General features: G+C 73.3%; 26 protein-coding genes. 14 read left to right on the plus strand and 12 right to left on the minus strand.

Features of this window, described 5'->3' with window-relative positions:
* Positions 1-11 precede the first annotated feature (11 nt).
* Positions 12-2,501, plus strand: a complete 2,490-nt coding sequence (locus AC3ANS_RS22600) for a sensor histidine kinase (protein ID WP_488293816.1) — start codon at positions 12-14, stop codon at positions 2,499-2,501.
* The gene (locus tag AC3ANS_RS22605) at positions 2,498-3,187 is read left to right on the plus strand and encodes a response regulator (RefSeq protein ID WP_488293817.1); all 690 of its coding nucleotides are present in this window, start codon (positions 2,498-2,500) and stop codon (positions 3,185-3,187) included. The genes AC3ANS_RS22600 and AC3ANS_RS22605 overlap by 4 nt, the downstream gene beginning before the upstream one ends.
* A 123-nt stretch (positions 3,188-3,310) precedes the next feature.
* Here AC3ANS_RS22605 and AC3ANS_RS22610 read toward each other — a convergent pair whose 3' ends face one another.
* Both AC3ANS_RS22610 and AC3ANS_RS22615 read right to left on the minus strand, forming a co-directional pair.
* Positions 3,311-3,778 carry a nitroreductase family deazaflavin-dependent oxidoreductase gene (locus AC3ANS_RS22610; RefSeq protein WP_488293818.1) on the minus strand — a complete coding sequence of 156 codons (468 nt, stop codon included), beginning with the start codon at positions 3,776-3,778 and terminating at the stop codon, positions 3,311-3,313.
* A 20-nt stretch (positions 3,779-3,798) separates the two neighbouring features.
* Positions 3,799-5,421 carry an MFS transporter gene (locus tag AC3ANS_RS22615; RefSeq protein ID WP_488293819.1) on the minus strand — a complete coding sequence of 541 codons (1,623 nt, stop codon included), beginning with the start codon at positions 5,419-5,421 and terminating at the stop codon, positions 3,799-3,801.
* A gap of 116 nt (positions 5,422-5,537) precedes the next feature.
* On the opposite strand from AC3ANS_RS22615, the gene AC3ANS_RS22620 reads away from it, so the two are divergent.
* A complete protein-coding gene (locus AC3ANS_RS22620; RefSeq protein ID WP_488293820.1) occupies positions 5,538-6,428 on the plus strand; it encodes a MarR family winged helix-turn-helix transcriptional regulator in 891 nt (296 codons plus the stop codon).
* A 31-nt stretch (positions 6,429-6,459) separates the two neighbouring features.
* Here AC3ANS_RS22620 and AC3ANS_RS22625 read toward each other — a convergent pair whose 3' ends face one another.
* From AC3ANS_RS22625 to AC3ANS_RS22640, 4 genes are read right to left on the minus strand one after another with little or no spacing between them, the layout of a single operon-like run.
* Positions 6,460-7,161 (minus strand): hypothetical protein, encoded by a 702-nt coding sequence (locus tag AC3ANS_RS22625; protein WP_488293821.1) that lies wholly within the window; start codon positions 7,159-7,161, stop codon positions 6,460-6,462.
* A 37-nt stretch (positions 7,162-7,198) separates the two neighbouring features.
* Positions 7,199-8,674: a DUF6297 family protein gene (locus AC3ANS_RS22630; protein ID WP_488293822.1), complete on the minus strand. Its 1,476-nt coding sequence runs from the start codon at positions 8,672-8,674 to the stop codon at positions 7,199-7,201.
* The gene (locus tag AC3ANS_RS22635; RefSeq protein ID WP_488293823.1) at positions 8,671-9,321 is read right to left on the minus strand and encodes an ABC transporter ATP-binding protein; all 651 of its coding nucleotides are present in this window, start codon (positions 9,319-9,321) and stop codon (positions 8,671-8,673) included. Before AC3ANS_RS22635 ends, AC3ANS_RS22630 begins: the two co-directional genes overlap by 4 nt.
* The gene (locus tag AC3ANS_RS22640) at positions 9,318-9,716 is read right to left on the minus strand and encodes a DUF4446 family protein (RefSeq protein WP_488293824.1); all 399 of its coding nucleotides are present in this window, start codon (positions 9,714-9,716) and stop codon (positions 9,318-9,320) included. The genes AC3ANS_RS22635 and AC3ANS_RS22640 overlap by 4 nt, the downstream gene beginning before the upstream one ends.
* Before the next feature lie 74 nt (positions 9,717-9,790).
* Here AC3ANS_RS22640 and AC3ANS_RS22645 point away from each other — a divergent pair, with 74 nt between their 5' ends.
* Together AC3ANS_RS22645 and AC3ANS_RS22650 are read left to right on the plus strand one after the other, a co-directional pair.
* On the plus strand, positions 9,791-10,651 hold the full coding sequence (locus tag AC3ANS_RS22645; RefSeq protein ID WP_488293825.1) for a prephenate dehydratase: 861 nt from the start codon (positions 9,791-9,793) through the stop codon (positions 10,649-10,651).
* 126 nt (positions 10,652-10,777) lie between these two features.
* Positions 10,778-11,548 carry a DUF4118 domain-containing protein gene (locus AC3ANS_RS22650; RefSeq protein WP_488293826.1) on the plus strand — a complete coding sequence of 257 codons (771 nt, stop codon included), beginning with the start codon at positions 10,778-10,780 and terminating at the stop codon, positions 11,546-11,548.
* A gap of 47 nt (positions 11,549-11,595) precedes the next feature.
* Here the strand turns inward: AC3ANS_RS22650 and AC3ANS_RS22655 are convergent, their stop codons facing one another.
* Complete coding sequence (locus tag AC3ANS_RS22655) at positions 11,596-12,378, minus strand: VOC family protein (RefSeq protein WP_488293827.1); 783 nt, start codon at positions 12,376-12,378, stop codon at positions 11,596-11,598.
* Positions 12,379-12,489: 111 nt separating this feature from the next.
* Between AC3ANS_RS22655 and larB the strand changes: the two genes are divergently transcribed.
* From larB to AC3ANS_RS22690, 7 genes are all read left to right on the plus strand, one after another.
* A complete protein-coding gene (gene larB, locus AC3ANS_RS22660) occupies positions 12,490-13,188 on the plus strand; it encodes a nickel pincer cofactor biosynthesis protein LarB (RefSeq protein WP_488293828.1) in 699 nt (232 codons plus the stop codon).
* On the plus strand, positions 13,185-14,351 hold the full coding sequence (larC, locus tag AC3ANS_RS22665; RefSeq protein WP_488293829.1) for a nickel pincer cofactor biosynthesis protein LarC: 1,167 nt from the start codon (positions 13,185-13,187) through the stop codon (positions 14,349-14,351). Before larB ends, larC begins: the two co-directional genes overlap by 4 nt.
* Positions 14,352-14,939 (plus strand): TMEM165/GDT1 family protein, encoded by a 588-nt coding sequence (locus AC3ANS_RS22670; RefSeq protein ID WP_488293830.1) that lies wholly within the window; start codon positions 14,352-14,354, stop codon positions 14,937-14,939.
* A 34-nt stretch (positions 14,940-14,973) separates the two neighbouring features.
* On the plus strand, positions 14,974-16,194 hold the full coding sequence (locus AC3ANS_RS22675; RefSeq protein WP_488293831.1) for an arginine deiminase: 1,221 nt from the start codon (positions 14,974-14,976) through the stop codon (positions 16,192-16,194).
* 127 nt (positions 16,195-16,321) lie between these two features.
* A complete protein-coding gene (locus AC3ANS_RS22680; RefSeq protein ID WP_488293832.1) occupies positions 16,322-16,696 on the plus strand; it encodes a Crp/Fnr family transcriptional regulator in 375 nt (124 codons plus the stop codon).
* A gap of 248 nt (positions 16,697-16,944) precedes the next feature.
* Positions 16,945-17,727, plus strand: a complete 783-nt coding sequence (locus AC3ANS_RS22685) for an adenylate/guanylate cyclase domain-containing protein (protein ID WP_488293833.1) — start codon at positions 16,945-16,947, stop codon at positions 17,725-17,727.
* Between the two features lie 27 nt (positions 17,728-17,754).
* Positions 17,755-18,594, plus strand: a complete 840-nt coding sequence (locus tag AC3ANS_RS22690; protein WP_488293834.1) for an ATP-grasp domain-containing protein — start codon at positions 17,755-17,757, stop codon at positions 18,592-18,594.
* A 128-nt stretch (positions 18,595-18,722) separates the two neighbouring features.
* Here the strand turns inward: AC3ANS_RS22690 and AC3ANS_RS22695 are convergent, their stop codons facing one another.
* The 4 genes from AC3ANS_RS22695 to AC3ANS_RS22710 all read right to left on the minus strand — a co-directional run bounded on the left by AC3ANS_RS22695 (position 18,723) and on the right by AC3ANS_RS22710 (position 22,125).
* Entirely contained in the window at positions 18,723-19,661 is a 939-nt protein-coding gene (locus AC3ANS_RS22695; RefSeq protein WP_488293835.1) for a DUF5926 family protein, read from the minus strand.
* Between the two features lie 59 nt (positions 19,662-19,720).
* Positions 19,721-20,518 carry a glycerophosphodiester phosphodiesterase family protein gene (locus AC3ANS_RS22700; protein ID WP_488293836.1) on the minus strand — a complete coding sequence of 266 codons (798 nt, stop codon included), beginning with the start codon at positions 20,516-20,518 and terminating at the stop codon, positions 19,721-19,723.
* A 78-nt stretch (positions 20,519-20,596) separates the two neighbouring features.
* Complete coding sequence (locus AC3ANS_RS22705; protein WP_488293837.1) at positions 20,597-21,802, minus strand: ATP-binding protein; 1,206 nt, start codon at positions 21,800-21,802, stop codon at positions 20,597-20,599.
* Between the two features lie 68 nt (positions 21,803-21,870).
* Complete coding sequence (locus AC3ANS_RS22710) at positions 21,871-22,125, minus strand: hypothetical protein (protein WP_488293838.1); 255 nt, start codon at positions 22,123-22,125, stop codon at positions 21,871-21,873.
* Positions 22,126-22,210: 85 nt separating this feature from the next.
* On the opposite strand from AC3ANS_RS22710, the gene AC3ANS_RS22715 reads away from it, so the two are divergent.
* Both AC3ANS_RS22715 and AC3ANS_RS22720 read left to right on the plus strand, forming a co-directional pair.
* Positions 22,211-23,077, plus strand: a complete 867-nt coding sequence (locus tag AC3ANS_RS22715; RefSeq protein ID WP_488293839.1) for an Fpg/Nei family DNA glycosylase — start codon at positions 22,211-22,213, stop codon at positions 23,075-23,077.
* A gap of 238 nt (positions 23,078-23,315) precedes the next feature.
* A complete protein-coding gene (locus tag AC3ANS_RS22720; protein WP_488293840.1) occupies positions 23,316-23,651 on the plus strand; it encodes a rhodanese-like domain-containing protein in 336 nt (111 codons plus the stop codon).
* A 23-nt stretch (positions 23,652-23,674) separates the two neighbouring features.
* On the opposite strand, the gene AC3ANS_RS22725 is transcribed toward AC3ANS_RS22720, so the two are convergent.
* Positions 23,675-24,259: a hypothetical protein gene (locus AC3ANS_RS22725; protein ID WP_488293841.1), complete on the minus strand. Its 585-nt coding sequence runs from the start codon at positions 24,257-24,259 to the stop codon at positions 23,675-23,677.
* Between the last annotated feature and the right edge of the window lie 49 nt (positions 24,260-24,308).

Below are 24,308 nucleotides of genomic sequence, written 5' to 3' on the forward strand. Positions count from 1 at the left end.
AGGATCGAACCATGGCGGAGGAGGTCAAGCGGGGTCGGCTCACCGTCTACCTCGGTGCCGCGCCCGGCGTGGGCAAGACCTACGCCATGCTCAGCGAGGCGCGCCGGCGCTGCGAGCGCGGCACCGACGTCGTCGTCGGGTACGTCGAGACCCACGGCCGGGCCCAGACCGCGGCGATGGTCGACGGCCTCGAGGTCGTACCGCGGCGCGAGATCTCCTACCGCGGCACCACCTTCACCGAGATGGACACCGACGCGGTGATCGCCCGCAGCCCGGCGGTCGTCTGCGTCGACGAGCTCGCCCACACCAACGTGCCCGGCAGCAGGCGCGAGAAGCGCGCCGAGGACGTCGAGCAGATCCTGGTGGCCGGCATCGACGTCATCACCACCGTCAACATCCAGCACCTGGAGTCGCTCAACGACGCGGTCGAGCGGATCACTGGGGTGCGCCAGCGCGAGACCGTGCCCGACGACGTCGTGCGCACCGCCGACCAGATCCAGCTCGTCGACATGTCGCCCGACGCGCTGCGGCGCCGGATGGCGCACGGCAACATCTACCGGGCCGAGCAGATCGACGCCTCGCTCACGTCGTACTTCCGGGTCGGCAACCTGACCGCGCTGCGCGAGCTCGCGCTGCTGTGGCTGGCCGACCGGGTCGACGACGCGCTCGACGACTACCGCCGGGCGCACCGGATCGAGGCGTCGTGGCCGGCCAAGGAGCGGATCGTCGTCGCCGTCACGGGCGGTCCCGAGACCGAGACGCTGCTGCGGCGCGGTGCCCGGCTGGCCCAGCGGGCCGCCGGCGCCGAGCTGCTGGCGCTCCACGTGATCGCCAACGACGGCCTCGCCAACCCCGACGACAATCGCCTCGCGCACGCCCAGCAGCTGGTCGCCTCCCTGGGCGGGACCTTCCACTCGGTGGTCGGCGCCGACGTCTCCGAGGCCGTCGTCGACTTCGCGAGCGGGGCGAACGCGACGATGATCATCGTGGGCGTGTCCCGGCACGGGCGGCTCCGGCGGCTCTTCCTCGGCACGACCGGCGACCGGATCGCCTCCCTGGCCGGCGCGATCGACGTGCACCTGGTCACCCACGGGGAGGTCGCCCGCGCCGCGCGGGCGCGCCCGTACCTCTCGCCGCTGAGCCGGCAGCGCCAGGTCGCCGGCCTGCTGTCCGCCGTGCTGCTGCCGGTCCTGCTGACGCTCCTCCTCGACACCGGCAACGACCCCGACCAGCTGCCGCTCGACGTCCTGCTCTTCCTGGCCCTGACCGTGCTCGTCGCCCTCGTCGGCGGCCTGGTGCCGGCCCTGGTGGCCGCACTCGTCGGGTTCTTGCTGATGAACTGGTTCTTCACCCCGCCGGTCCGCCGGCTGACGATCTCGGAGCCGGCGAACGTGGTGGCCCTGGTCGTCTTCCTGGCGGTGGCCGTCGGCGTCGCCACGGTCGTCGACCGGGCCTCGCGCCGCGCGGCGGACGCCGTCCGGGCCCGGGCCGAGGCGGCCACGATGAGCTCGCTGTCCCGGTCGGTGCTGACCGGGCAGGACACGGCGGAGGCCATCGTGGCCCGGCTGCGGGAGACCTTCGGCCAGTCCTCCGCCTCGCTGCTGGCCCGCGGCCCCGCCGGGTGGTCGGTGGTCGCGTCGAGCGGCGACGGGCCCGCCTGCGCCCCCGACGAGGGCGACACCCGGGTGCAGGTCGACGACCACCACGTGATCGTCCTGTGCGGGTCACCGCTGCGGGCGACCGACCAGCGGGTGCTCGAGGGGTTCGCCGTGCAGACCAGCCTGGTGCTGGAGTACCGCCGGCTCCGCGAGCGCGAGGAGCGGGCGGCGGCCCTCGAGCGGGCCGAGGCGACCACCACGGCGATCCTGCGCGCCGTGTCGCACGACCTGCGCACGCCGCTCGCCACCATGCGCACGGCGGTCGACGGGCTCGTGTCCGGCTCGCTCGACTCCGCGGACCGGACCGAGCTGGTGGCGGCCGTGGACTCCTCGACCGAGCAGCTCGAGCGACTCATCGACAACCTGCTCGATCTCTCCCGCATCCAGTCCGGGCTGCTGCACCCGGTCCTGGCCGACCGCAGCCTCGAGGAGATCCTGCCGCTCGCGGTCGCCGGTCATCCCCCGTCGGCGGTCTCGCTGGAGGTCGACGAGTCGGCGCCGCTCGTGCTCACCGACGCCGGTCTGCTCGAGCGCGTGGTCGCCAACCTGGTCGGCAACGCGGTCCGCGTCTCGCACGGGACGCCGGTGCGGGTGCTGGCCAACGTGCTCCCGGAGTCCGTCGAGATCCTCGTCGTCGACCGCGGGCCCGGCGTGGCGCCCGCGCAGCGCGAGCGGATGTTCGACCCGTTCCAGCGGCTCGACGACACCAGCCCCGGAGGCCTGGGGCTGGGGCTCGCCGTGGCCCGCGGCCTCACCGAGGCGCTCGGCGGGGAGCTCGCCGCGGAGGACACGCCCGGTGGCGGCCTGACGATGGTCGTCTCGATCCCGAGGGCCCAGCCGTGAGCGCCGCGTCGTACAAGGTCCTGGTCGTCGACGACGAGCCGGCCCTCGCTCGGGCCCTCGCCATCAACCTGCGCGCCCACGGCTGGGAGGTGGTGACCGCCGCGGACGGCCGCTCCGCCCTCGACGCCGCCGCCACCGAGCACCCGGACGTCGTCGTGCTGGACCTCGGCCTGCCGGACATGGACGGCACCGAGGTGATCGCCGGGCTGCGCGGGTGGACGAGCGTGCCCATCGTCGTGCTGTCGGCCCGCCAGCACGGCGAGGACAAGGTCGAGGCGCTCGACCTCGGGGCCGACGACTACGTCACCAAGCCGTTCGCGATGAACGAGCTGATGGCACGGTTGCGCTCCGCCGTACGCCGCAGCCAGGAGGCGTCGCCCGCGCCGTCGGCGGTCGAGGTCGGCGACCTGGTCATCGACCTGGCCAGGAAGCGGGTCTCCCGCGCCGGCACCGACGTCCGGCTGACCCCCACGGAGTGGGCGTTCCTCGAGCTCCTCGCCCGCAACCTCGGCCGGCTGGTGCCGCGGGCCCAGATCCTCCGGGAGGTCTGGGGGCCGGCCTACGAGCACGAGTCGCACTACCTCCGGGTGTACGCCGCCCAGCTGCGCCGCAAGCTCGAGGACGACCCCGCCCGCCCCCGTCACCTCGTCACCTCACCAGGGCTGGGTTACACCCTCGAGCCCTGAGGTTTCGGTGCAGACACGCCGACTCGGCCCTCACACGCGTGGAGACGCGCCGACTCGACCGTCCCTGGCGTGGAGACGCGCCGACTCGACCGTCCCTGGCGTGCAGACGCGCCGACTCGACCCCTAACGGGGGGTGAGCCAGAAGACCGGGAGCTCGCGTCCGGTCCGCTCGGCGTACTTCGCGTAGTTGGGCCACATCGCGACCATCACCGACCAGGCCTCGTCGCGGTCCGGGCCGGTGAGGAGGCGGGCGTCGGCCGCGACCGTCCGGCCGCGGAAGGTGACCAGCGGCTCCGCGGCGGCGATCAGGTTGCCGACCCACGCGGGCGGCGCGGGGGCGCCCCAGTTGGAGCCTGCAACCAGCCAGCCCTCGCCGTACGGGACGCACAGGAGCGGCGTGGACCGCAGCACGCCCGTACGCCGCCCCGGAACCTGCAGCAGCAGCTCCGGCAGCCCCGCGAACGTGAGCAGGTCGATGCGCCCACGGGTCAGCCGCTGCATCACCTTGTCGAGGCCGACGATCACCGGTGCGAACCGGGGCAGCCAGGGCTGCGCCCCCAGCCGCAACGCGACCCAGCGCATCGGGTTCATGGGCGGAGCATAGGCGCCGTTCAGCGCGTGCGGAGGGCTTCGTCCTCATCGGTCGCCGCCGCACCGGCCGGAGCCGCGACCGGCACCCCGTGCCCGACGAAGTCGCGCTGCCGGATCAGCAGCAGGCACAGGGCGCCCGCGACGAACGCCGTCACCGCGGCGATCGTGCCGATGTGGTTGAGGGCGTCGACGAAGCTCGACGTCGCCGCGTCGGCGATGGCCTGCCGGGCCCCGGGCGGGGCCGCGGCCACGACCGCGTCGACCTGACCGCCCGTCACGGCCCCGGCGATCCGGTCGGACTCCCCGGCGACCGGGGTCCCCGCGAGCTTGGAGGTGATCCCGTCGGCGACCTGGTGGCTGAAGATCGAGCCGAGCGCGGCGATGCCGGTGGCGATGCCGACCTGGCGGAACGTCGAGTTCACGCCCGACGCCATCCCCGCACGGTCGGGGGTGACCACGCCGACGGCGGTCGAGGCCAGGGGCGGGTTGATCATGCCGGTGGCGACCCCGCAGACCAGCAGGCCGGGGATCAGGTGCGTCCACGAGGACCCGGGCTCGATCCCGACGATCAGCAGCAGGCCGACACCGAGGACGATGAAACCGGGTCCGATCAGCCACCGGGTCGGGACGTGCTCGGTCAGCCGTCCCGCCGCGGCCGCCGCGACGAAGGACGCGCCGGAGAGGAACAGCAGCCGCACGCCGGTGCCCACGGGTGAGTAGCCCAGGACGTTCTGGACGTAGATCACCAGGTAGGTGAGCAGCGAGAAGATCGATGCCGAGACGCCGAACGCCGCGATCAGCCCGCCGGTGAAGGTCGGCTTGCGCAGCAGGCCGAGATCGAACATCGGGTGGTCCTGGACGGCCTGGGTCACCGTGAACACGACCAGCAGCACTGCCGAGGCCACGAAGCTCGCGACGACCGTGCGGTCGCTCCAGCCGTCCTGGCCGGCCTCGATCAGGCCGTAGACGAGCGCCGCGAGCGCGGTGCTGAACGTGACGAATCCGATCCAGTCCGGGCGGCCGGCGCGCGGGTCGTGCGACTCGCGGACCTTGGTGATCGCGATCCCCATCGCCAGCAGGCAGATCGGCAGGTTCACGAAGAAGATCCACCGCCACGACAGTCCGCTGGTCAGCAGGCCACCCAGCACCGGACCGATCGCGACGGCGACGCCCGTGGTGGCGCCGAACGCACCGAACGCCACGCCGCGGTCGCGGCCGGTGTACGCCGTGCCGAGCAACGCCAGCGCGGTCGCGAACATCGCTGCGCCCCCGATGCCCTGACCGGCGCGGGCGAACGTCAGGAACCCGATGTCCTGGGCCGCGCCGCAGAGCACCGAGCCGATGGTGAAGAGCGCCGTACCGATCACGAACACCCGGCGCCGGCCGAACAGGTCGGCGAGCGAGCCGGCGGTGAGCAGCAGCGCCGCCAGGCTCAACGCGTAGGCGTCGATCACCCACTGGAGGTCCGAGAGGCTCGCGTCGAGCTCGCTCTGGATGTCGGGGAGCGCGACGTTCACGATCGTGATGTCGAGCAGGAGCATAAAGACGCCCGTGCACACCGCGATCAGCGTCCACCACTTGCCGTCGGACGCGGTCGGGCTGCTGAGGTCGCCGGCCGCGGGCCGGGAGGTCTGGTCGGGCATGGTCGGATCCTTTTCGTCAACTGCCGAATCATCAACTGCCTAATGATTACCTGGAGTACGATACGCGGCGAGGGCGCGGAGTCAAGCCCTCATCACCTCGACGAAGGCGGGAGTGCATGGGTGACATCGGGAACGTGACCCGCGGGGGCCACGTGCTGATCCCGGCGTTGGCCGAGCACCTCGGACACCTCTTCTGGCGGGCGGCGGCCCGGGTCCACGCCGCGCTGGCCGACACGCTCCCTCCCGGCGTCGACGTGCACGCCTACGCGGTGCTCCTCGCTCTGTCCGGTGGGGTCGAGCGCTCCCAGCAGTCACTGGCCGAGACCGTGAGCGTGAGCCGCACGACCATGACCAAGGTCGCCGCGGGGCTCTCGGAGCAGGGCCTGGTGACCCGGGTCCGCAACCCCGCCGACCGGCGCTCCTACGCGCTGGCCCGCACCCCGGAGGGGGCAGCCGCGGCGCGGCGCTGGCGCCGGCACGTCGAGGACCTCGAGGACCAGATCACCGCGGAGTTCACCCTCGACGAGCGCGAGGACCTGTGCCGGCTCCTGGTGCGGGTGGCGACGCCCGACCTGGCCCCCGACACGCCCGCTCCCCTGCTCGACAGCATCGGGTTCCTGCTGACGCGGGTGCACTTCCGGTTGCACCGCGAGTTCGCGGCCGCTCTCGAGCCGCTCGACATCGACCCGCGGCACATGGGCTGCCTGACCTCCCTGGGGGCGCTCGGCCCGGTCCCCCAGGCCGAGCTGAGCCGGACGCTCGGCGTCAGCGGTGCGAGCGTCGTCGAGATGGTCGACGAGCTCGAACGCCGGGGCCTGGTCGAACGCCGTCGGCTCGAGACGGACCGGCGCACCCAGGTGCTCCACCTGCTGCCCGCGGCCGCCGACGTCGCGCGCCGGGCGCGCGAGATCAGCCACGCGATCATGGACGAACGGCTCGCGCCGCTCTCCGCGGCCGAGCGGTCGCGACTGCGCCAGCACCTCATCCGGTTCGTCGAGGCAGCGTGACTCCGGGGCTCGGGCGGGGCCGGCGGACGTGTCAGCACCGGCGATAGGTCTCCTGGCTCGAGTCGACGCAGACCACACCCAGCGACGTCGCCCGCAGAGCGGTCCCCTCCACCCGCCAGCGCCACACCCGGGTGCGTCGGCCCTGGATGCCCAGCCGGGTGTAGAGCACCCCGTCGGTGGTGAGCCAGCTGCGATAGGCGTGCATCCCGTCGCGAGCGAAGCCTCCCCCCAACGGCACCGCCGAGCGTCGATGCACCCGGACGAGACGGCCGGCTGACCACACGTAGACGCTCCACGTGTCGGAGTCGCCACCCTCCTGGCTGACCACCAGCCCGAAGCGGTCCGTCGACCCGGCATCGGCCAGCCCGGGGATCAGCTCGGGCGACCACCCCGCGGGGACCGGCACCCGCGCGACCCGCCGGCCGACCCTCACGACCAGCTGGACCTCGCCACGCTCGACCCCGTCGTCGTGCACCCGGCCGCGCAACGTGATCCTCGGCGAGGGACTGCCGGCGCGGTCGGGATGGAAGACGCCTCCGACACGGACCGGCGGACCCAGGGGCGCCGGCGACAGCGCCGCGATGACCCCGGCTCGCGCCGGTACGGCCGCCGAGCGAGTCGAGACCGGAGCCTGCGACGGGCTCGACCGCACGGACGGGTCAACCGAGCAGCCGGGGGCGAGGAGGAGCGCGACGAGCACGGCGAGGACGACGAACAGCCGAGACCTGGTCATGGCCGTGGGACGCGCCAGACCTGGACGTGGTTGTGCCTCAGGGCCGCCCGACCAGGAAGGAGAGCACCAGCGCCATCAACCCCACCGACCACACGGCCCCGGTCACGGTCGGCGAGATCAGCAGCGGCGCCGTACCGAGCAGCAGGACGTCGAAGCCGCGAAGGACACTTCCGTAGAGCGAGGTCGGCACCGCACCCATCGGCGAGGCGATCAGCGGCAGTCGGTAGTCCGGCGGGTGGCTGGTCATCCACCGGACCGCGGCCACCGCCGAGGTGGCCCCGCACGCGAGGCCCACGACGAGGCTGCGCCCCCATGGACCACCGACGGCGGCGTGCACCGCGGGCGCCGCGGCGAGACCCCAGACGAGGAGGACCGAGCCGGGTACGCCGAGGCAAGCGGTGCGCACCGAGGATGCCGGGAGGGGGAAGCAGCGCAGCAGGCTGGTGGTCCGCGACAGCACCCGCAGCGAGGTGAAGAGCCCGACCCCGGCGACGAAGCCGGTGAGGGTCACCGCCACCACCATCGTGTGCCCCAGGCCGAGGGCGGTCGCCAGGTAGGGCAGCACCAGGGCGGCGCCCAGGACCACGAGCACCCGGCCGTTGCGGCGCAGCCGGACCACCTCGCGCCAGACCAGCGCTCCGGTGCCCTGGCCACGGCCGCGGACGGTGCGAACCGTGCTGCGCGCGCGCCAGCGACGCGCGACCAGGATGTCGTGGAGCAGCGTGAGGTCGAGGCTCGAGAGGGCACCGGACAGACCCGGGAGGAGCGCCCCGCCCGCGACCAGACGCTCCCGTCGGATCCCCGCCAGCGACCGGGCCGCGACGACGACGGCCGCCAGCGCGAGGCAGGCGACCGCGACGGTGACGACGCCGAGCGGCCCGGCGGCGGGCACACCCACGGCATCCGGCACCGAGTCGGCGGCCACCAGCACCAGCCCGGCCCAGAGCACGGCCCCCAGCAGCACGCTCAGCACCCGCACCGGCGCGTCGCGGTGGGCCTGTGCGTAGACGCTGAGCGCGACCAGGAGCACCCCCGCCTCCGCGGCGAGGACGGTGAGCCGGACGACGATGACGACCGGGTACCCGCTCAGCGCGGCCCCGGTGGCCGCGAGGCCCGCGGCCACGACCGCCGCGAGCACGAGGGTGCCCAGCAGCCGGAAGCGCAGCAGCGCGGCCCGGTCCAGCGGCGTGGCCAGCAGCCAGCTCCCGACCGCCGGGGGTGCGAGCATCGGACCGAGCAGCCGTGCCGTGGCGAGCACCGCGGTGACCCCGGCGAGCCCGAAGAGCCAGCCGAGCGCGTCGCGCGCGTCGAGGCAGGACACCGACCGGCACGCGCCGGCGCTGACCACGCGCAGGTTGACGATCACGCTGATCGCCATCGCGCCGAGGACGAGCGCCGAGAAGACCGCGACGTACGCGTCCCCGATCGCCTCGGCCAGGCTGGTGTCCACGCGGCCGCGGCGCCAGACCCGGATCTGGGCGCGCAGGCGGCGTACGTCGGCGGCGCCGCTCACGACGGGTCGTCGAGGTCGTGGACGTGGTCGGCGACGGCCGCGACCAGGTCGGGGTCGTGGCTGGCCATCAAGATGCCGAGACCGGCAGCCTTCTCGCGCAGCAGCCGCTCGGTCAGCCAGGCCAGCCCGGGCTGGTCCAGCCGTGCCTCCGGCTCGTCGAGGACCAGCAGCCGCCGGGGGCGCACGAACGCGCTCGCCAGCGCCAGGCGGCGCTTCTGGCCCGAGGAGAGCGTGCCGGGCAGCTGCGCCCACTGCGCGGTCAGCCGCACCTCCTCGAGCACGTCGTCGACGACGCGCTCGACGTCCTCGACCCCGTGTGCTCGGGCGAACAGGTCGAGGTGCTCGGCGACGCTGAGGTCGGGGAAGAAGTCCATGTCGTCGAGCACCATCGCCAGGTCGCGGCGCACCCGGATCGTGCGCTCGTCGACCGGGTGGCCGTCGAGCTCGACGGTCCCCGACGTGGGCTCGTCGACACCGGTGACGCAGCGCAGCAGCGTGGACTTCCCGGAGCCGTTGCGCCCGCGCAGCGCCACCGCACGGCCGGCCTCGACGTCGAGATCCACACCGGAGAGCACCTCGGCGTCACCGAAGCGCTTGGTCAGGCCGCGGACCCGGAGCAGCGGCGGCTCGCTCTTCGAGGCGCTCACGGGCGTGCGTGCTCGATGGCCTCGAGCTCCTCGGGGGAGAGCTGCTGCTCCGAGCGCCAGTCGTGGACGCTCTTGGCGTAGGTCCGCGCCTCGCTGCGCCCGTGGATCGAGGTGAGCACGACGCCGTGACCGCCGTCGTCGACCAGCGCCAGCGACCACGACAGGTGGCCGCCCATGTCCCCGAACGCGTCGTACCTCACGACCGCGAGGTGCCGCAGCGCGTCACCGGCCTCGGCCCGCAGCGCGGCCACCTCCTGGCGCAGGCCGTGCACGTCCTCGGGCAGCGCGTCGTCGCCGGTCCCGGCCGGGTGCCCCCCGGATCGGCGTACGGCGACCAGGGCGACCAGCAGGGCAGCGAGGGCGACGACCAGGGCGAGCACCGCGAGGATCTCCACGCCGCCGAGCGTAGGTCGTCCGGCGGCGGACTCCCCGCCCGGATCGCCGGTCGACCCGTGGGACGATGAGCGCCGTGACCCGACGCATCGCCTACCAGGGGGAACCCGGCGCCAACTCGCACCAGGTGTGCAAGCAGCACTACCCGGACTGGGAGACCGTGCCCTGCGCGTCGTTCGAGGACGTCTTCGCGGCCGTCGAGTCCGGCCCCGGGGTCGAGCCCAGCGCGGAGCTGGCGATGATCCCGATCGACAACTCGATCGCGGGCCGGGTCTCGGACATCCACCACTTCCTGCCCGGGTCAGGGCTGCACATCATCGGCGAGCACTTCCTGCGGATCCGGTTCCACCTGCTGGGCGTCCCCGGCTCCTCGCTGGAGTCGATCACCACCGTGCACAGCCATGTGCACGCGCTCGGCCAGTGCCGCAAGGTGATCCGCCAGCACGGGCTCAAGCCGGTCATCTCCGGTGACACCGCGGGCGCGGCTCGCGAGGTCGCCGAGCTCGGCGACCCGACCCAGGCCGCGATCTCGCCGCCGCTGGCCGCGGAGATCTACGGCCTCGACGTGCTGGCCGAGGACGTCGAGGACGAGGACCACAACACCACCCGCTTCGTGGTGCTCTCCCGCGACCTGGTGCAGGCGCCCGCCGGCAACGGGCCGGTGGTCACCAGCTTCATCTTCAACGTCCGCAACCTGCCGGCCGCGCTCTACAAGGCGCTGGGCGGGTTCGCGACCAACGGGGTCAACATGACCAAGCTCGAGAGCTACATGGTGGGCGGGGAGTTCACCGCCACCCAGTTCCTCGCCGAGGTCGACGGCCACCCCGACGACCCCGGCCTGAAGCGCGCGCTCGAGGAGCTGACGTTCTTCACCACCGACGTCAAGATCCTCGGCGTCTACCCCGCCGACCCGTTCCGGGCTCAGGTCTCGCGGTAGAGGCCCCCGGAGCCCGGGGCGTCAGGATTCCGTCAAGGAGCACGACACCGGGTCGCGGAACGACGAGAATGGACGCAGGAGCGCGAGGCCGGCGGTGGGCCGGCAGCGTGGGACGAGGTGCGACCGATGCCCGGTGGACTCTCGGAGTGGACGACGGCCAGCTGGTGGCGCCCTGCCGTCCGGTCGACGGCGGTCCTCGGCCCGCTCGTGACGTGTGCGGTGCTCTCGGCGTTCCGAGACGACGTCTCGGCCGCCACGGGTGCGCTCGTGCTCGTCCTCTGGGTGGTCGCGGGCTCCGCGAGCGGTGACCGCGTCGCCGGTGTGCTTGCCGCGATCTCGGGCGGCGCCTGGTTCGACTTCTTCCTCACCGAGCCCTACCTCCGGTTCACGATCGCGGACTCCGACGACCTCGAGGCGGCCGTGCTGCTGGTGCTGATCAGCCTCGCGGTGACCGAGGTGGCCTTGTGGGGCTACCGGCAGCACGCCGAGGCCGCGCGCCGCTCGGGATACCTCGACGGGGTCCTCGTCGTGGCCCGCACCGTCGCCGAGGCGGACACCTCGGTGGCCGCCGTGGTCGGGGTCGTCGGCCGCCAGGTCACCGACGTCCTCGGGGCCGACGAGGTCCGGTACGTCGACGGGCCCGTGCACGACGCCCGGATCGCGGTCCTCGACCACGACGGCGTGCTCACCCGGGGCGGCCACAGGGTCGACGTCGACCGCGTCGGGCTGCCGACCGACGAGTACGTCGCCGTCCCGGTCTGCCGTGGACCGCGCGTGATCGGCCACTTCCTCGTCACCGTGGCCTCGCACCGGGCATACCCCACCGCGGAGCAACGGCGGGTGGCCGTGCTGCTGGCCGACCAGGTCGCCGTCGCGCTGACCGACCAGGCCTCCTGAGGGGCCAGCCCGCGCCCCGTGGTGGAGTCGCCCGGGCGAGGTGCGGCTCAGGCCGACGCGGAAGGCACCGCCATGAGGTTGAACATGGCGCCCTGCGGGTCGGCCAGCACCGCCATCCGTCCTACATCCGGCACGTCGAACGCGGGCGCGACCACGCTGCCGCCCAGCTCGGTGGCCCGGGCGATGGTGTCGTCGACGGACTCGACGTTGAAGTAGACGTTCCAGTGGGGCGGCACGCCGTCCATCGGCGGTGGCATGGCACCACCCACCTGCCGGCCGTCGACGACCAGGCAGGTGTACGCCGGACCCTCGCCCATGGCCTGCTCCTCCCAGTCGACGCCGAGGACCTCGCTGTAGAAGCGGGTCGCGGTCGCGACGTCGGGGCTGACGAGCTCGTTCCAGATCGGGGTGCCCGGCTCGTTGGCGCGCTGCGTGCCGATCGTGGTGCCGGCCTGCCAGAAGCTGACGAAGGCGCCGGTCGGGTCCTTGACGACGGACATGCGGCCCAGGTCCGTCACGTCGAACGGACCGGCCTCGACGGTGCCCCCTGCGGCGGCGACCGCAGCGGTGACGGCGTCCACGTCGTCGACCGCGAGGTAGACGCCCCAGTAGGCGCCGTGCTCCTCGGCCCCCGGCATCGGGCCGCTGATGCCGGCGACGGAGTCGCCGTCCTTGCGGACCGTGACGTAGTAGCCCATCTCCCCCATGTCGACGTCGTCGAGCTCCCACCCGAACAGCGCGCCGTAGAACTCCTTGGCGGCGGCCTGGTCGGGGGTGGTCAGCTCGACGTAGCTCGGCGTGCCCTGCACGTAGGACTCGATCTTCGACATCTCCAGCTCCCTTGGTGCGGTGGATCGACCCCACCCGACAGCGAACACCCACCCACCGACACCTGGCAACGCCCGGGCCGTGCCCTCCAGGTGAACGAGTAGGTTCGGCGCGTGGACCAGCCCGTGGACCAGCCCGACCCCCGCACCGCCGACCTCGGCTTCGCGCGCGTGGACCTCGAGCGCGCCGCGCGCACCGGCGACCCCGAGGTCGTGTACGGCGCGGGCAAGACACCGGCCGAGGTCGTGGCGATCCTGGGCGCCCTGCACGCGAAGCACCCCGAGCGAGCCGTGCTCGCCACCCGCCTCGCCCCGGAGGCGATCGACGCCGTGTCGGTCGAGCTCCCCGGCGCGATCGTCGACGAGGTTGCCCGTGCGGCCACCCTCGGCCCGCTGCCGACCGCCCACGGAACGGTGGCGGTCGTCAGCGCCGGCACCTCGGACGCTCCGGTCGCCGCCGAGGCAGCGCTGACCGTCCGGGTCCACGGCGCCGAGGTGGACCGGATCTCCGACGTCGGCGTCGCCGGGCTGCACCGCCTCCTCGGGGTGCGGGACCGGCTCGCCGCGGCCGACTGCCTGGTGGTCGTCGCCGGCATGGAGGGCGCACTGCCGTCCGTGGTCGGCGGGCTGACCGGCGTACCGATCGTCGCCGTGCCGACGAGCGTCGGCTACGGCGCCTCCCTCGGCGGGGTCGCCGCGCTGCTGGCGATGCTGAACTCCTGTGCGCCCGGCATCACCGTGGTGAACATCGACAACGGGTACGGCGCCGGCGTGCATGCCGCCCGGGTCGCCCGGCAGAGCCGGCCGCGATGAGCCGCACCGCCTGGGTCGACGCCTCGGCCGGGGCGAGCGGCGACATGCTGCTCGGCGCGCTGGTCGGCGCGGGCGTCGCCCTGCCCGTGCTGCAGTCGGCGATCGACGCGGTCACGCCGGAGCCCGTCGTGCTGAGGGTGGAGGAGGTACGCCGGGGCGGGCTGGCCGCCACCCGCGTGCACGTCGAGGCGGCGGAGTCCCACCACCACCGCACCTGGCGCGACGTCCGGGCGCTGGTCGGGGGCGCCGAGCTGGCGACGCGGGTCTTCGAGCGGCTCGCGGCGGCCGAGGGCGCGGTCCACGGGGTGCCGGCCGACGACGTCCACTTCCACGAGGTGGGCGCCCTGGACGCCATCGCCGACGTGGTGGGGGTGTGCGCCGGGTTCGCCCACCTCGGCGTCGGGTCCGTGGTCGTCTCGCCGGTCGCGGTCGGCTCCGGCACCGTGCGGACCGCGCACGGCACGCTCCCCGTGCCACCGCCCGCGGTGGCGGAGCTGCTGCGCGGTGTCCCGACGTACGCCGGCCCTGTCGCGATGGAGCTGTGCACGCCCACCGGTGCCGCGCTGCTGACCACGCTCGCCACCGGCTGGGGCCCGCAGCCGCCGATGGTGGTCGACACGATCGGCGTCGGGGCCGGGGGCCGGGACCCCGAGGGACACTCCAACGCGCTGCGGCTGTTCGTCGGTGGTGGTCTCGAGTCCGGACGTCCTCCTTCCTCGATGACCGGGGACCCGCTGCTGCTGGAGTGCAACGTCGACGACCTCGACCCGCGGGTGTGGCCGGCGGTGATCGCTGCGCTGCTGGCGGCGGGTGCGTCGGACGCATGGCTGACCCCGATCCTGATGAAGAAGGGCCGGCCTGCCCACACGCTCAGCGCCCTCGTCGACGCCGACCGCGCGGACGCCGTACGCTCCGCGATCTTCCGGCAGACCTCGACGATCGGGCTGCGCGAGCAGTCGTTGACCAAGCACGCGCTCGAGCGTGAGATGGTGACGGTGGAGGTCGACGGCCGTCAGGTGGCCGTCAAGCTCGCCCGTCACGACGGTGTCGTGGTCAACGCGCAACCGGAGTACGACGACGTCGCCCGCGCCGCCGCGGACCTCGACCGGCCCGTGGCGGACGTGCTCGCCGCGGCCACCGCCCTCGCCAGAGAGTTCCTGTAAGTGGATCCCGTCGTCATCGGCCTGACCTTCCTCGCGATCTTCGTCGTCGAGCTGCCCGACAAGACCTTCCTCGCGACGCTGGTGCTCGCCACCCGCTACCGGCCGATCCTGGTGTGGATCGGTGTCGGCCTGGCCTTCGCCGTGCAGACCACGGTCGCGGTGCTGCTCGGTCACGCGGTGTCGTTCCTGCCGCAGGACGCCGTCCACGCGGGAGCCGGCCTGCTGTTCCTGGCGGGCGCCATCGTCTTGGTGCGTGAGGGGCGCGGACACCAGCAGGCGGCCGCCGAGGACGCCCCGGTGACCCGGGACGTCCACGGCGTGAAGGCCGTGATCGCGAGCTTCCTGGTGCTGTTCGCGGCCGAGTGGGGCGACCTCTCGCAGCTGCTCACGATCTCGCTGGTCGCCAAGTACGAGCACCCTGTCTCGGTGTTCATCGGCGCCCTCGGCGCGCTGCTGGTCGTGAGTGGTCTCGCGGTGCTCGCCGGCCGGCAGCTGCAGCGGTTCGTCAAGCTGCACGTGCTGCACTACGTCGGTGCCGCGGTTTGCCTGGCGCTGGCGGGCCTCACGGCGTACGAGCTGCTGAGCTGACGCCGCCCCACCTGCCACCGCCTAGAGTCTCCGCATGTCTTCTCCGCACGGCGCCGACAGCGAGGTCGGCCGGCTGCAGACCGTCCTGCTCCACCGGCCCGGCAACGAGCTCAAGCGGCTGACCCCGCGCAACAACGACCGGCTGCTGTTCGACGGCATCCCCTGGGTGAGCCGGGCGCAGGACGAGCACGACGCGTTCGCCGAGGCGCTGCGCTCGCGCGGGGTGGAGGTGCTCTACCTCACCGGGCTGCTCACCGAGACCCTCGCCAGCGAGAGCGCCCGCAACCACGCGATCACCACCGCGCTGGCCGGCCTGCACCTGGGCGACACGATGCGCGGCTACCTCGCGCGCTTCCTGCACGACGCCTCGCCCGAGGAGCTCACCGGCTACCTCACCGCCGGGATCCGCAACGACGAGGTGCGCGGTGGCTTCGGCCTGGTCACCTCGCTGCTCGCCAGCGACGACTTCCTCATCGACCCACTGCCCAACCTGCTGTTCACCCGCGACTCGTCGGTGTGGGTGCGTGACCGGGTGGCCGTGACGTCGCTGGCGATGCCCGCCCGGGCACGGGAGACCCAGCTCACCGAGCTCATCTACACCGAGCACCCGCGGTTCCGGGGCACCCGCAAGATCCACGGGTGGCACCACGAGCACGTGGAGGGCGGCGACGTGCTGCTGATGTCCCCGGGTGTGATCGCGGTCGGCGTCGGGGAGCGGACCACGCCCGCCGGCGTGGAGCGGTTCGCCCGCCAGGCGTTCCACGCGGACCTCGCGCACACCGTGCTCGCCGTACCCATCACGCAGGAGCGCGCGACCATGCACCTCGACACGGTGTGCACGATGGTCGACGTCGACAAGATCGTGATGTACCCGAACGTCGCGGACTCCTTGCAGGCCTACGCCGTGACGCTGGCCGACCGCGCCGACGACGATCGCGACCTGGTGCTCGACGTGGCCGCCGCGGAGCCGTTCCTGGTCGCCGCCGCCAAGGCGATGGGCATCGACACCCTGCACCAGATCGACACCGGGCTCGACCCGGTCACCGCCGAGCGTGAGCAGTGGGACGACGGCAACAACACCCTCGCGCTCGCGCCCCGGGTCGCGGTCGCCTACGAGCGCAACGACGAGACCAACGCGCGGCTGGAGGAGTCCGGCATCGAGGTCGTCCGGATCGCCGGCTCCGAGCTCGGCTCCGGCCGCGGCGGCCCGCGTTGCATGTCCTGCCCGATCTCCCGGGCCCCGCTCCCCGCCTGACCGGCGTCGGTGGGGAGCGCTCCCACCGGTGGGGCGCACGCGCCGCGACGACCAGCGGGCCGTTTACACCGGACGCCGGCTCGGGAAGGATCCACGTCGGGGAGGACGAACCGCGAGAGGCGGATCCATGGCTCAGTCGTTCTACGACGCGTTCGCACCAGAGGAGATCGCGCGCATCGCTGCGGCAGGCACGCGCGTGCACGTGCCCCAGGGGTGGTCCCCGATCTGGGAGCAGACCCCGGCGGACAAGGCGTACCTCATCCTCGACGGCACGGTCTCGGTGCGTCACCACGGGCAGGAGATCGCCCAGCTCGGCGCGGGTGACATCGTGGGCGAGGCCGCGATCGTCAACCACTCGCTGCGCACGGCGTCGATCGTGGCGCTCACGCCGCTGGAGCTGATCCACTTCACCGACGACGCGGTACGCCGGCTCTGCGAGGAGATGCCGTCGTTCAAGGCGGCGCTCGAGGCCGTGGCGCTGGAACGGTTCGGTCCGCGCTGAGCGAGCAGCACCCGCCCCGAGACCCGAGCGACCTGGCCGGCGCCCAGGAGACGGTCGAGGCGCTGCTCCTCGGGACGCTCCCGCACCTGACCCGTGACCAGGTCGCCGCGCAGGCGGGCGTACCGATCGAGCTCGCCGAGCAGCTGTGGCGGCTCCTCGGGTTCCCCCGCACCGAGGCCGAGGACCTGGCGTTCACCGAGTCCGACGTCGAGGCGCTGCGGCTGGCTCGCGAGCTGACGGAGCTCGGGGTGCTCGGCCCGGACTCCCAGGCGGCGCTGGTGCGCACCTGGGGCCGCAGCTATGCCCGGCTCGCGGAGTGGCAGACCACGTTGCTGGCCGACATCGCCGTCGAGGACCCCGACCCGGCACAGCGGCTCACCGAGCTCGCCCAGTCGGTGCTCCCGCGCGTGGAGTCGCTGCAGAGCTACGTCTGGCGACGCCACCTCGCCAGCGCCACCAGCCGGGCGCTGGCGGTCGAGTCGGCCAGCACGCCGACGAGCACGATGGCGGTCTGCTTCGTCGACATCGTGGGCTACACCTCGCGTAGCAAGGGCCTCGACGAGGCGGAGCTGGTCGCGTGGCTCGAGCACTTCGAGGACGCCGCGACCGGGCTCGTGGTCGACCGTGGCGGCCGGATCATCAAGACCATCGGCGACGAGGTGCTGTTCGTCGCCGACAGCGCCGCCGACGCCGCCGACGCTGCCCTGGAGATGACCGCGCGGGGCGCGGACGCGGACGACCCGTTCCCCGACGTCCGTGCCGGCATCGCGTACGGCGAGGTCGTGAGTCGGCTCGGTGACGTGTTCGGCTCCACGGTGAACGTCGCGGCCCGGCTGACGTCGGTGGCCCGGCCCGGTAGCGTGCTGGTCGACCGCGGCTGCTTCGAGGCGCTGTCCGGCCGGAGCGGGGACGACCCCGAGGACGAACCGGGCGACGCCGCTGCGGCGTACTCCCTGCGGCGCACGCGCCGGATCTCGGTCAAGGGCTACGCCAGGCTCCAGCCCTGGGTGCTGCGCGGCGCCACGACCTGACGGACCCTGAGCGGCAAGGATGGGGCGATGCCGACGTTCCTCCTCGCCACCTTCGAGCTGGTCCCGGGCGGCGAGGGCGGCGACGTCCTCCTCGAGGCGCTGGCGCGTCGCGGCGTCGAGGCCTCCTGGGCGGTGTGGAGCGACCCGGACGTCGACTGGGCTGCTGCCGATGCCGTGGTGGTGCGCTCGACCTGGGACTACCACCGGCGGTACGCCGAGTTCCTCTCGTGGGCGCGCAGGGTGGAGGCGGTGACGCGGCTCGTCCCCGGCACCGACGTCCTGGGCTGGAACGCCGACAAGCGCTACCTCCTCGACCTCGCCGAGCACGTCCCGGTCGTGCCGACCCGGTCGGTAGAGGCCGACGGCCTCCTCGCCGGGTTGCGCGCCGGCCTCGCCGAGCACGGGACCGTGGTGATCAAGCCGCGCGTGGGTGCCTCGGGCATCGGTCTCGTGATCGCCGCCGCCACCGACGACCTGCGGCTCGCCACGCTGACCGCCGGGCCGTGGATCGTGCAGCCGCTGGTCGACTCGGTCGGCACCGAGGGCGAGACGTCGGTCTACGTCTTCGGCGGCGTGGCCACCTCCCAGCTGCGCAAGACCCCGCCGGCCGCCGACATCCGGGTGCAGGAGGAGTACGGCGGCGCCACCACGGCCGTGCCGCTCGACGACGACGCGGCGGCACTCGCGGAGCGGGCGGTGGCGGCCGCTGCCGACCGGCTCGGCCGGCGCCCGGCGTACGCCCGCGTCGACCTGCTGCGGTGGGAGGGAGGTCTCGTGGTCAGCGAGCTCGAGCTGATCGAGCCAGGCCTCTACCTGGACCTGCTGCCCCAGAACGCCGAGGCCCTCGCCGAGGCTCTGCTGGCATGAAGAAGCCCGGCCGTTGTCGACGGGGGATGCGACAACGACCGGGCGCTGCGAATCTACGGCTCCCGGGTGGCGCGCACAACTCCCACACGCCGCCTCGGGCCCGCCAGGACCCGGATCGCGCGAAGTTTTTACCTGATGGTGACCTGCCGGTTGGCCAGGCCGGAGCGGGCCGACCGCTCCTCGGCGCTGAGGTCGGAGGTGTCCGCGAGCGCGGCGGCGAGGTCGGCGGAGAACCGCTCGACCGGCTCCTCGAGCGGCTCGGGACCGGTGCCGAGAGGGAGGTCCCACACCGGCGTCAGCAGGCCGTGGGCGCGGAACATGCCGACGAACCGCGAGCCCTCCACCAGCACGTCCTTGCCCTGCGCGTGCAGCCGCGCGAGCGCGTCGAGCAGCCGGTCCTCGGGCTCGGGCATCACCCAGCGCAGGTGCTCCTTGGAGCCGACGTCCGTCCAGTACGCCGCCTCGACGCACGTGAGCCGGGCGGTCGGCATCGCCGAGGAGTTCGCCTGCTCGAGCGCCGCCGTCATCGCGGCCCGGTCCTCGACGTCGACGTCACCGATCCAGAAGTCGAACCCGTCGTGCACGGTGACCGTGAGGCGCTCGCCGGTGACCAGGTCCTGCAGCCGCGGCCCCTCACCGGGCGGGTCGGTGAGACCGACGATCCCGGCGTCGGCGGTGAGCGCCTTGGCGAGCACGGCGCCGAGGTCGCGGGCCGGGTCGCCGAAGTTGTGCTGGACCTGCAGCCCGAGCCAGATCTCACCGCTGTCGCGCACCATCGCGGGTGCCGCCATCGGCAGCAGCGTGCACAGCTGCACGACCCGGTCGGGGTCGTCGGCGAGCGTCAGGGGCGCGGTGGCAGCCGGCACCAGCTCACGCATCGCGACGATGTCGCACTCCGAGGGGAGACCCTCGAACGGCCGGTTCACGAACGGCGCCGGCGCCGTGTCGGACGAGCCGTGGCACGCCTTGTAGCGCCTGCCGGAACCGCACGGGCAGGGCTGCCGCGGACCGACCTCCCCCGGAGCGGGCTGGTGGTCGCGGGCCTTGGTGCGGGACTTCTTCGCCATGCCGGCGAGACTAGTGGTTGCCGCCGGCGGTGACCGCTGGCGGCCTGACGGCCGGCCTCCTAGCGGCCGGTCTCCTCGCGCTGGTCGAGCAGCTCGTGGACGTACGCCGGGCGGTCGGTGATGACCGCCTTCACCCCGAGCTCGAGACAACGCTCCAGCTCGGCCGGAGTGTTCACGGTCCACACGTGCATGTCGTGGCCGCTGTTGGTGATCCGGCGTCCGAGTCGCGGGTGCTCCATCAGCTCACCGATGCCCGGCCCGACCAGCCAGTCCTCCCCGATCAGACGGCTCAGGAACGGCCAGTGGCGGGCGTGCTCGACGAGCAGCACCAGACGGATCCCCGGCGCCAGGCGCTCGAGGCGCTGCAGGGCGGTCCACGAGAAGCTCATCGCCCGCACCGGTGACCCCGGCCGGTCCCAGCCGACGCGGCGCAGCTCCTCGACGAGGCGGCGCTCCACGAGCCCGCCGTACCTGGTGGGGTGCTTGGTCTCGATCGCGATCTCGACCGGGCGCTCGTAGTCGCAGACGGTCTCGAGCAGGGTGCGCAGGGTCAGCACCCGGTCGAGCCGGTCGTCGCGGGGCGGCGCCTCGTCGTCGAGATCGGCCCAGGGGTTCTTCCAGGAGGCGAAGTCGAGCTCGTCGAGGTCCGCGAGCTCCATCGTCGAGACCAGGCCGCGGGTGCGCGCCGTACGCCGCAGGTCACGGTCGTGCACGCAGACCAGGTGGCCGTCGGCGGTGAGCCGCACGTCGCACTCGACCGCGTCGGCGCCCGCGTCCAGGGCGGCGACATAGGCGCCGAGGGTGTGCTCGGCGTTCTCGTAGCTCGCGCCCCGGTGCGCGACGACCTGTGGCCTCACGACGGCCTCACCGCGCCAGTTGCACCGCACGACGTGCGGTCCCGGGGGAGGTCCACATCCCGATCGTCTCAGACCGGGTCAGCGGGAGCGCAGGAACCTGCCGAAGTGGGGCACGGTGAAGCCGACGCTCCCTCGCTCGGACGAGAAGACCAGACCCTTCTTGATCAGCCCGTCGCGGGCCGGGGAGAGCGACTGGGGCTTGCGGTCGAGATGACGCGCGATGTCGGCAGTGGCCACGGCCGCGTCGCCGTGCTCGGCGCCGAGGTCGGCCATCGCGGTCATGTAGTCGCGCTCCGCCGGGGTGGCGCGGTCGTAGCGGGCCCCGAAGAACCCGACCGCGAGCTCCGCCTCCGCCTCGGGCGCGGCCGCACGGACGTCCGCAAGCCGGATCGGCGAGCCGACCGCCGCGTCCCAGGTGACCTTGCCGTAGGCCTGCACGAAGTAGGGGTAGCCGTCGGTGAGCCGGTACAGCTCGTCGAGGGCCTCGTCCTCGAAGCTCACGCCCTCCTCGCCGGCGGGCACCCGCCACGCCCGGTCGGCCATCGGCCGCGGCAGCCGGTCGACCGAGACGTAGCGGAACAGGCGCTCGGCGTACGACTTGGACGCGGCGAGCGCCACCGGCAGGTGCGGCAGGCCGGCGCCGACGACGATGAACGGAGCGCCCTGCTGGCTGATCTCGTGGCAGGCGCCGCACAGGGCGGCGAGCTCGGGGAGCGCGATGTCCTGCATCTCGTCGACGAACACCGCGACGCCGACACCGAGGTCACCCGCCAGCGTGGCGACGTCGCCGAAGAGCTCGACCAGGTCGAGCTCGAGGTCGCCGGAGTCGGCACGTCCCTTGGTGGCGGGTACGTCGAGGGGCGGCGTCCACCGCGGCCCGGCCTTGGCGGCGGCGGCTCGGCGGTCGTCCGCGCCGGTGCGCAGGGCGAAGCTCTTCAGCACGCCGGCGACCGCGTCGACCCGGTCGGGGTCGCGGTGCCGGTGCGCGACCTCGCGCACCGCCGCGTGCACGGCCTGCGCGACCGGGAGCCGGATGCTCTGGTCGGGTCGGGCCTCGATCTTGCCGGTACCCCAGGCCCGGCGTACGGCCTGCCCGCGCAGCGCGTTGAGCAGCACGGTCTTGCCGACGCCCCGCAGTCCCGAGAGCACCATGCTCCGCTCGGGACGTCCGGCACCGACCCGCTCCAGCGTCACCTCGAACTGCTCGAGCTCGCGGTCGCGGCCGGCCAGCTCGGGTGGCCGCTGCCCCGCCCCGGGCGCGTACGGGTTGCGGATCGGGTCCATGCCAGGACCGTATCCGCCTGTCTAGCCGATTCGCTAGACAACGCGCCGCCGCCGCATGTAACGCGGGGTTAGGCGGACTCGACGGTGCCGAGGCGGTCGCGGGCGTGCTCGTAGGAGCGGACCAGGCCCGTGCGGAGCATCTCGATCAGCTCGGGCACCTCGTCGATGTCGAGGCGGAACGAGCCGGCGCAGACGTTGTCGCGCCACAGCGACAGCACCACCAGGCCGGACTCCTGGTGCCAGGAGACCCGCAGCGCGCGGTCGCCCCCGCGGGCGTCGAGGAAGATCGACCCCGTCTCGGGGAACGGACGCACGGCCACCATCTCTCCATGATGCCTCCGGTGGCCACGGCCTGTCACGGGTTCACAAGCCCTCCACGCGGTCGGTGCCCCCGCCTACACTGACGCCGTGCCCGAGCTGCCCGAGGTGGAAGCCCTGGCCCTCGACCTCAAGGGCCGGCTGGACGGCCACGCCATCGCGAAGATCCACGTCGCGGCGTTCAGCGCCCTGAAGACCTTCGACCCGCCGGTCTCCGCGCTCGAGGGCACACTGGTCGACGACGTGACCCGGCACGGCAAGTTCCTCGACATCACCGCCTCGGGTCTGCACCTCGTGCTCCACCTTGCGCGCGCGGGCTGGGTGCGCTGGCGTGACGAGGTCCCCGCCGTCCCGCCCAAGCCCAGCACCAAGTCCACCCTCGCGGTCCGCGTGGTCCTCGACGACCAGTCGGGTCTCGACATCACCGAGGCCGGCACCCGCAAGAGCCTGGCGATGTACGTCGTGCGCGACCCGCTCGACGTGCCCGGCATCGCCAGCCTGGGCCCCGACCCGCTGACCGACGAGTTCACGATCGATCGCTTCCGCGAGATCCTCGAGCGCGAGGGACGCAAGCAGCTCAAGGGTGTGCTGCGCCACCAGGGCACGATCGCCGGCATCGGCAACGCCTACTCCGACGAGATCCTGCACGCGGCACGCATGTCGCCGTTCAAGCCCGCGGCCACCCTGACCGACGACGAGCTCCACGTCCTGTACGACGCCCTGCGCACCACGCTCGGCGACGCCGTCGACCGCTCCCGCGGACTGGCCGCGAGCGAGCTGAAGGGCGAGAAGAAGTCCAACCTCGCCGTGCACGGCCGCACCGGCCAGCCCTGCCCGGTCTGCGGCGACACGGTCCGCGAGGTCTCGTTCGCCGACTCCAGCCTGCAGTACTGCCCCACCTGCCAGACCGGCGGCAAGCCGCTCGCCGACCGGCGGCTCAGCAAGCTGCTGAAGTAGCCCGCCGGGCGAGCCTGTCCCTCGTCTCGCGGTCGAGGCCGCGGGACGTCATACGGACAGTGTGTCCCCCGGTCCCCCCGGCTCCGTCCGTATGACGTCCCGGGTCGACCCCGGGTCGACCCCGAGGCGGGGCCGGCCGGCCGGGGAAACCGGTCCGACGCCACCGCCCGACCCAGGTTGCCACCGTGAGCCAGACTGGCCCAGATCGTCCACCCACCGCCCGGAAGGCACCGAAGCGATGACCCAGGTCCCCACCGTCCCGATCGACGGCGTCCCCCAGCCCCTGCCCGAGGGGCTGGTGGTGCTCGACGTCCGCGAGCCCCAGGAGTGGGAGTACGGGCACATCGAGGGCGCGCTGCACATCCCGCTGTCCCTGCTGCCGCTGCGCCACGACGAGCTCCCCGACGCCCAGACGCTAGTCGTCTGCAAGGTGGGTGGCCGGTCCGCGCAGGCGGTGGCATGGCTGCAGCAGCAGGGCCGCGACGCGGTGAACCTGGCCGGCGGGATGCTCGACTGGGAGGCCGCCGGCCGCCCGATGGTGAGCGAGACCGGGCGGCCTCCCCTGGTCGTCTGACCCGGCGTACCGAGCGAGCGGACCTACGGGCTCTGGGTCAGGCTGCCCATCTGCTGCTCGAGCTCGGACATCATCGACTCCATGTCCTCGGGCGCGACGGACGCGAGGTCCGACGGATCGATGCTCGGCAGGCCCGAGGGGTCGATGCTCGGCAGGTCGAGCGGGCAGTTCTCCTGCGTCCAGCTCGCGAACGCCTCGCCGTCGGCCTGGTCGCCCTCGCTGAGGTCGTTGCCGAGGTTGTCCAGGTCGTCGAGCGTCGCGTTCTCGTCGAGGGCCTTGGCCTGCTCGAGGAACACCTCGAACCCGTGCCGCGCGTCGTCGGGCATGTCGCTGGGCGTGCCGACGTCCTCCATGTCACCGGCCCAGTCCTTGAGCGCGGAGACCATCGCCGCGGAGTCCCCGGACGTCGCCTGGGCGAGGACCTTCTCGAACAGGCCGTTGAACCCGTCGCAGAAGTCGCTGGTCGACGCATCGCTCGGCGCCGAGCCGGCGTCGTTGCCGCCTCCCTTGCCGTCACTGCCACCGTCGCTTCCTCCGCAGGCCGTCATCGACGCGGCCAGCGCCATCCCGGCCAGGACGTTCAGTGCTGCTCTCGTGGGTCGTCGCATGGGGGTTCGTCTCCCGTCTTCGTGTATCCGTCGGCGTCACCCTTCCCAC

It is taken from the genome of Nocardia sp. 149-1B, from assembly GCF_057747975.1.

What these genes read in the sequence shown, in the direction of transcription:
- AC3ANS_RS22600 (WP_488293816.1), top strand. Translation starts at nt 12, where the DNA reads ATGGCGGAGGAGGTCAAGCGGGGTCGGCTCACCGTCTACCTCGGTGCC.
- AC3ANS_RS22610 (WP_488293818.1), bottom strand. Translation starts at nt 3,778, where the DNA reads ATGAACCCGATGCGCTGGGTCGCGTTGCGGCTGGGGGCGCAGCCCTGG.
- AC3ANS_RS22615 (WP_488293819.1), bottom strand. Translation starts at nt 5,421, where the DNA reads ATGCCCGACCAGACCTCCCGGCCCGCGGCCGGCGACCTCAGCAGCCCG.
- AC3ANS_RS22620 (WP_488293820.1), top strand. Translation starts at nt 5,538, where the DNA reads ATGGGTGACATCGGGAACGTGACCCGCGGGGGCCACGTGCTGATCCCG.
- AC3ANS_RS22625 (WP_488293821.1), bottom strand. Translation starts at nt 7,161, where the DNA reads ATGACCAGGTCTCGGCTGTTCGTCGTCCTCGCCGTGCTCGTCGCGCTC.
- AC3ANS_RS22650 (WP_488293826.1), top strand. Translation starts at nt 10,778, where the DNA reads ATGCCCGGTGGACTCTCGGAGTGGACGACGGCCAGCTGGTGGCGCCCT.
- AC3ANS_RS22655 (WP_488293827.1), bottom strand. Translation starts at nt 12,378, where the DNA reads ATGTCGAAGATCGAGTCCTACGTGCAGGGCACGCCGAGCTACGTCGAG.
- larC (WP_488293829.1), top strand. Translation starts at nt 13,185, where the DNA reads ATGAGCCGCACCGCCTGGGTCGACGCCTCGGCCGGGGCGAGCGGCGAC.
- AC3ANS_RS22675 (WP_488293831.1), top strand. Translation starts at nt 14,974, where the DNA reads ATGTCTTCTCCGCACGGCGCCGACAGCGAGGTCGGCCGGCTGCAGACC.
- AC3ANS_RS22680 (WP_488293832.1), top strand. Translation starts at nt 16,322, where the DNA reads ATGGCTCAGTCGTTCTACGACGCGTTCGCACCAGAGGAGATCGCGCGC.
- AC3ANS_RS22690 (WP_488293834.1), top strand. Translation starts at nt 17,755, where the DNA reads ATGCCGACGTTCCTCCTCGCCACCTTCGAGCTGGTCCCGGGCGGCGAG.
- AC3ANS_RS22695 (WP_488293835.1), bottom strand. Translation starts at nt 19,661, where the DNA reads ATGGCGAAGAAGTCCCGCACCAAGGCCCGCGACCACCAGCCCGCTCCG.
- AC3ANS_RS22705 (WP_488293837.1), bottom strand. Translation starts at nt 21,802, where the DNA reads ATGGACCCGATCCGCAACCCGTACGCGCCCGGGGCGGGGCAGCGGCCA.
- AC3ANS_RS22710 (WP_488293838.1), bottom strand. Translation starts at nt 22,125, where the DNA reads ATGGTGGCCGTGCGTCCGTTCCCCGAGACGGGGTCGATCTTCCTCGAC.
- AC3ANS_RS22720 (WP_488293840.1), top strand. Translation starts at nt 23,316, where the DNA reads ATGACCCAGGTCCCCACCGTCCCGATCGACGGCGTCCCCCAGCCCCTG.
- AC3ANS_RS22725 (WP_488293841.1), bottom strand. Translation starts at nt 24,259, where the DNA reads ATGCGACGACCCACGAGAGCAGCACTGAACGTCCTGGCCGGGATGGCG.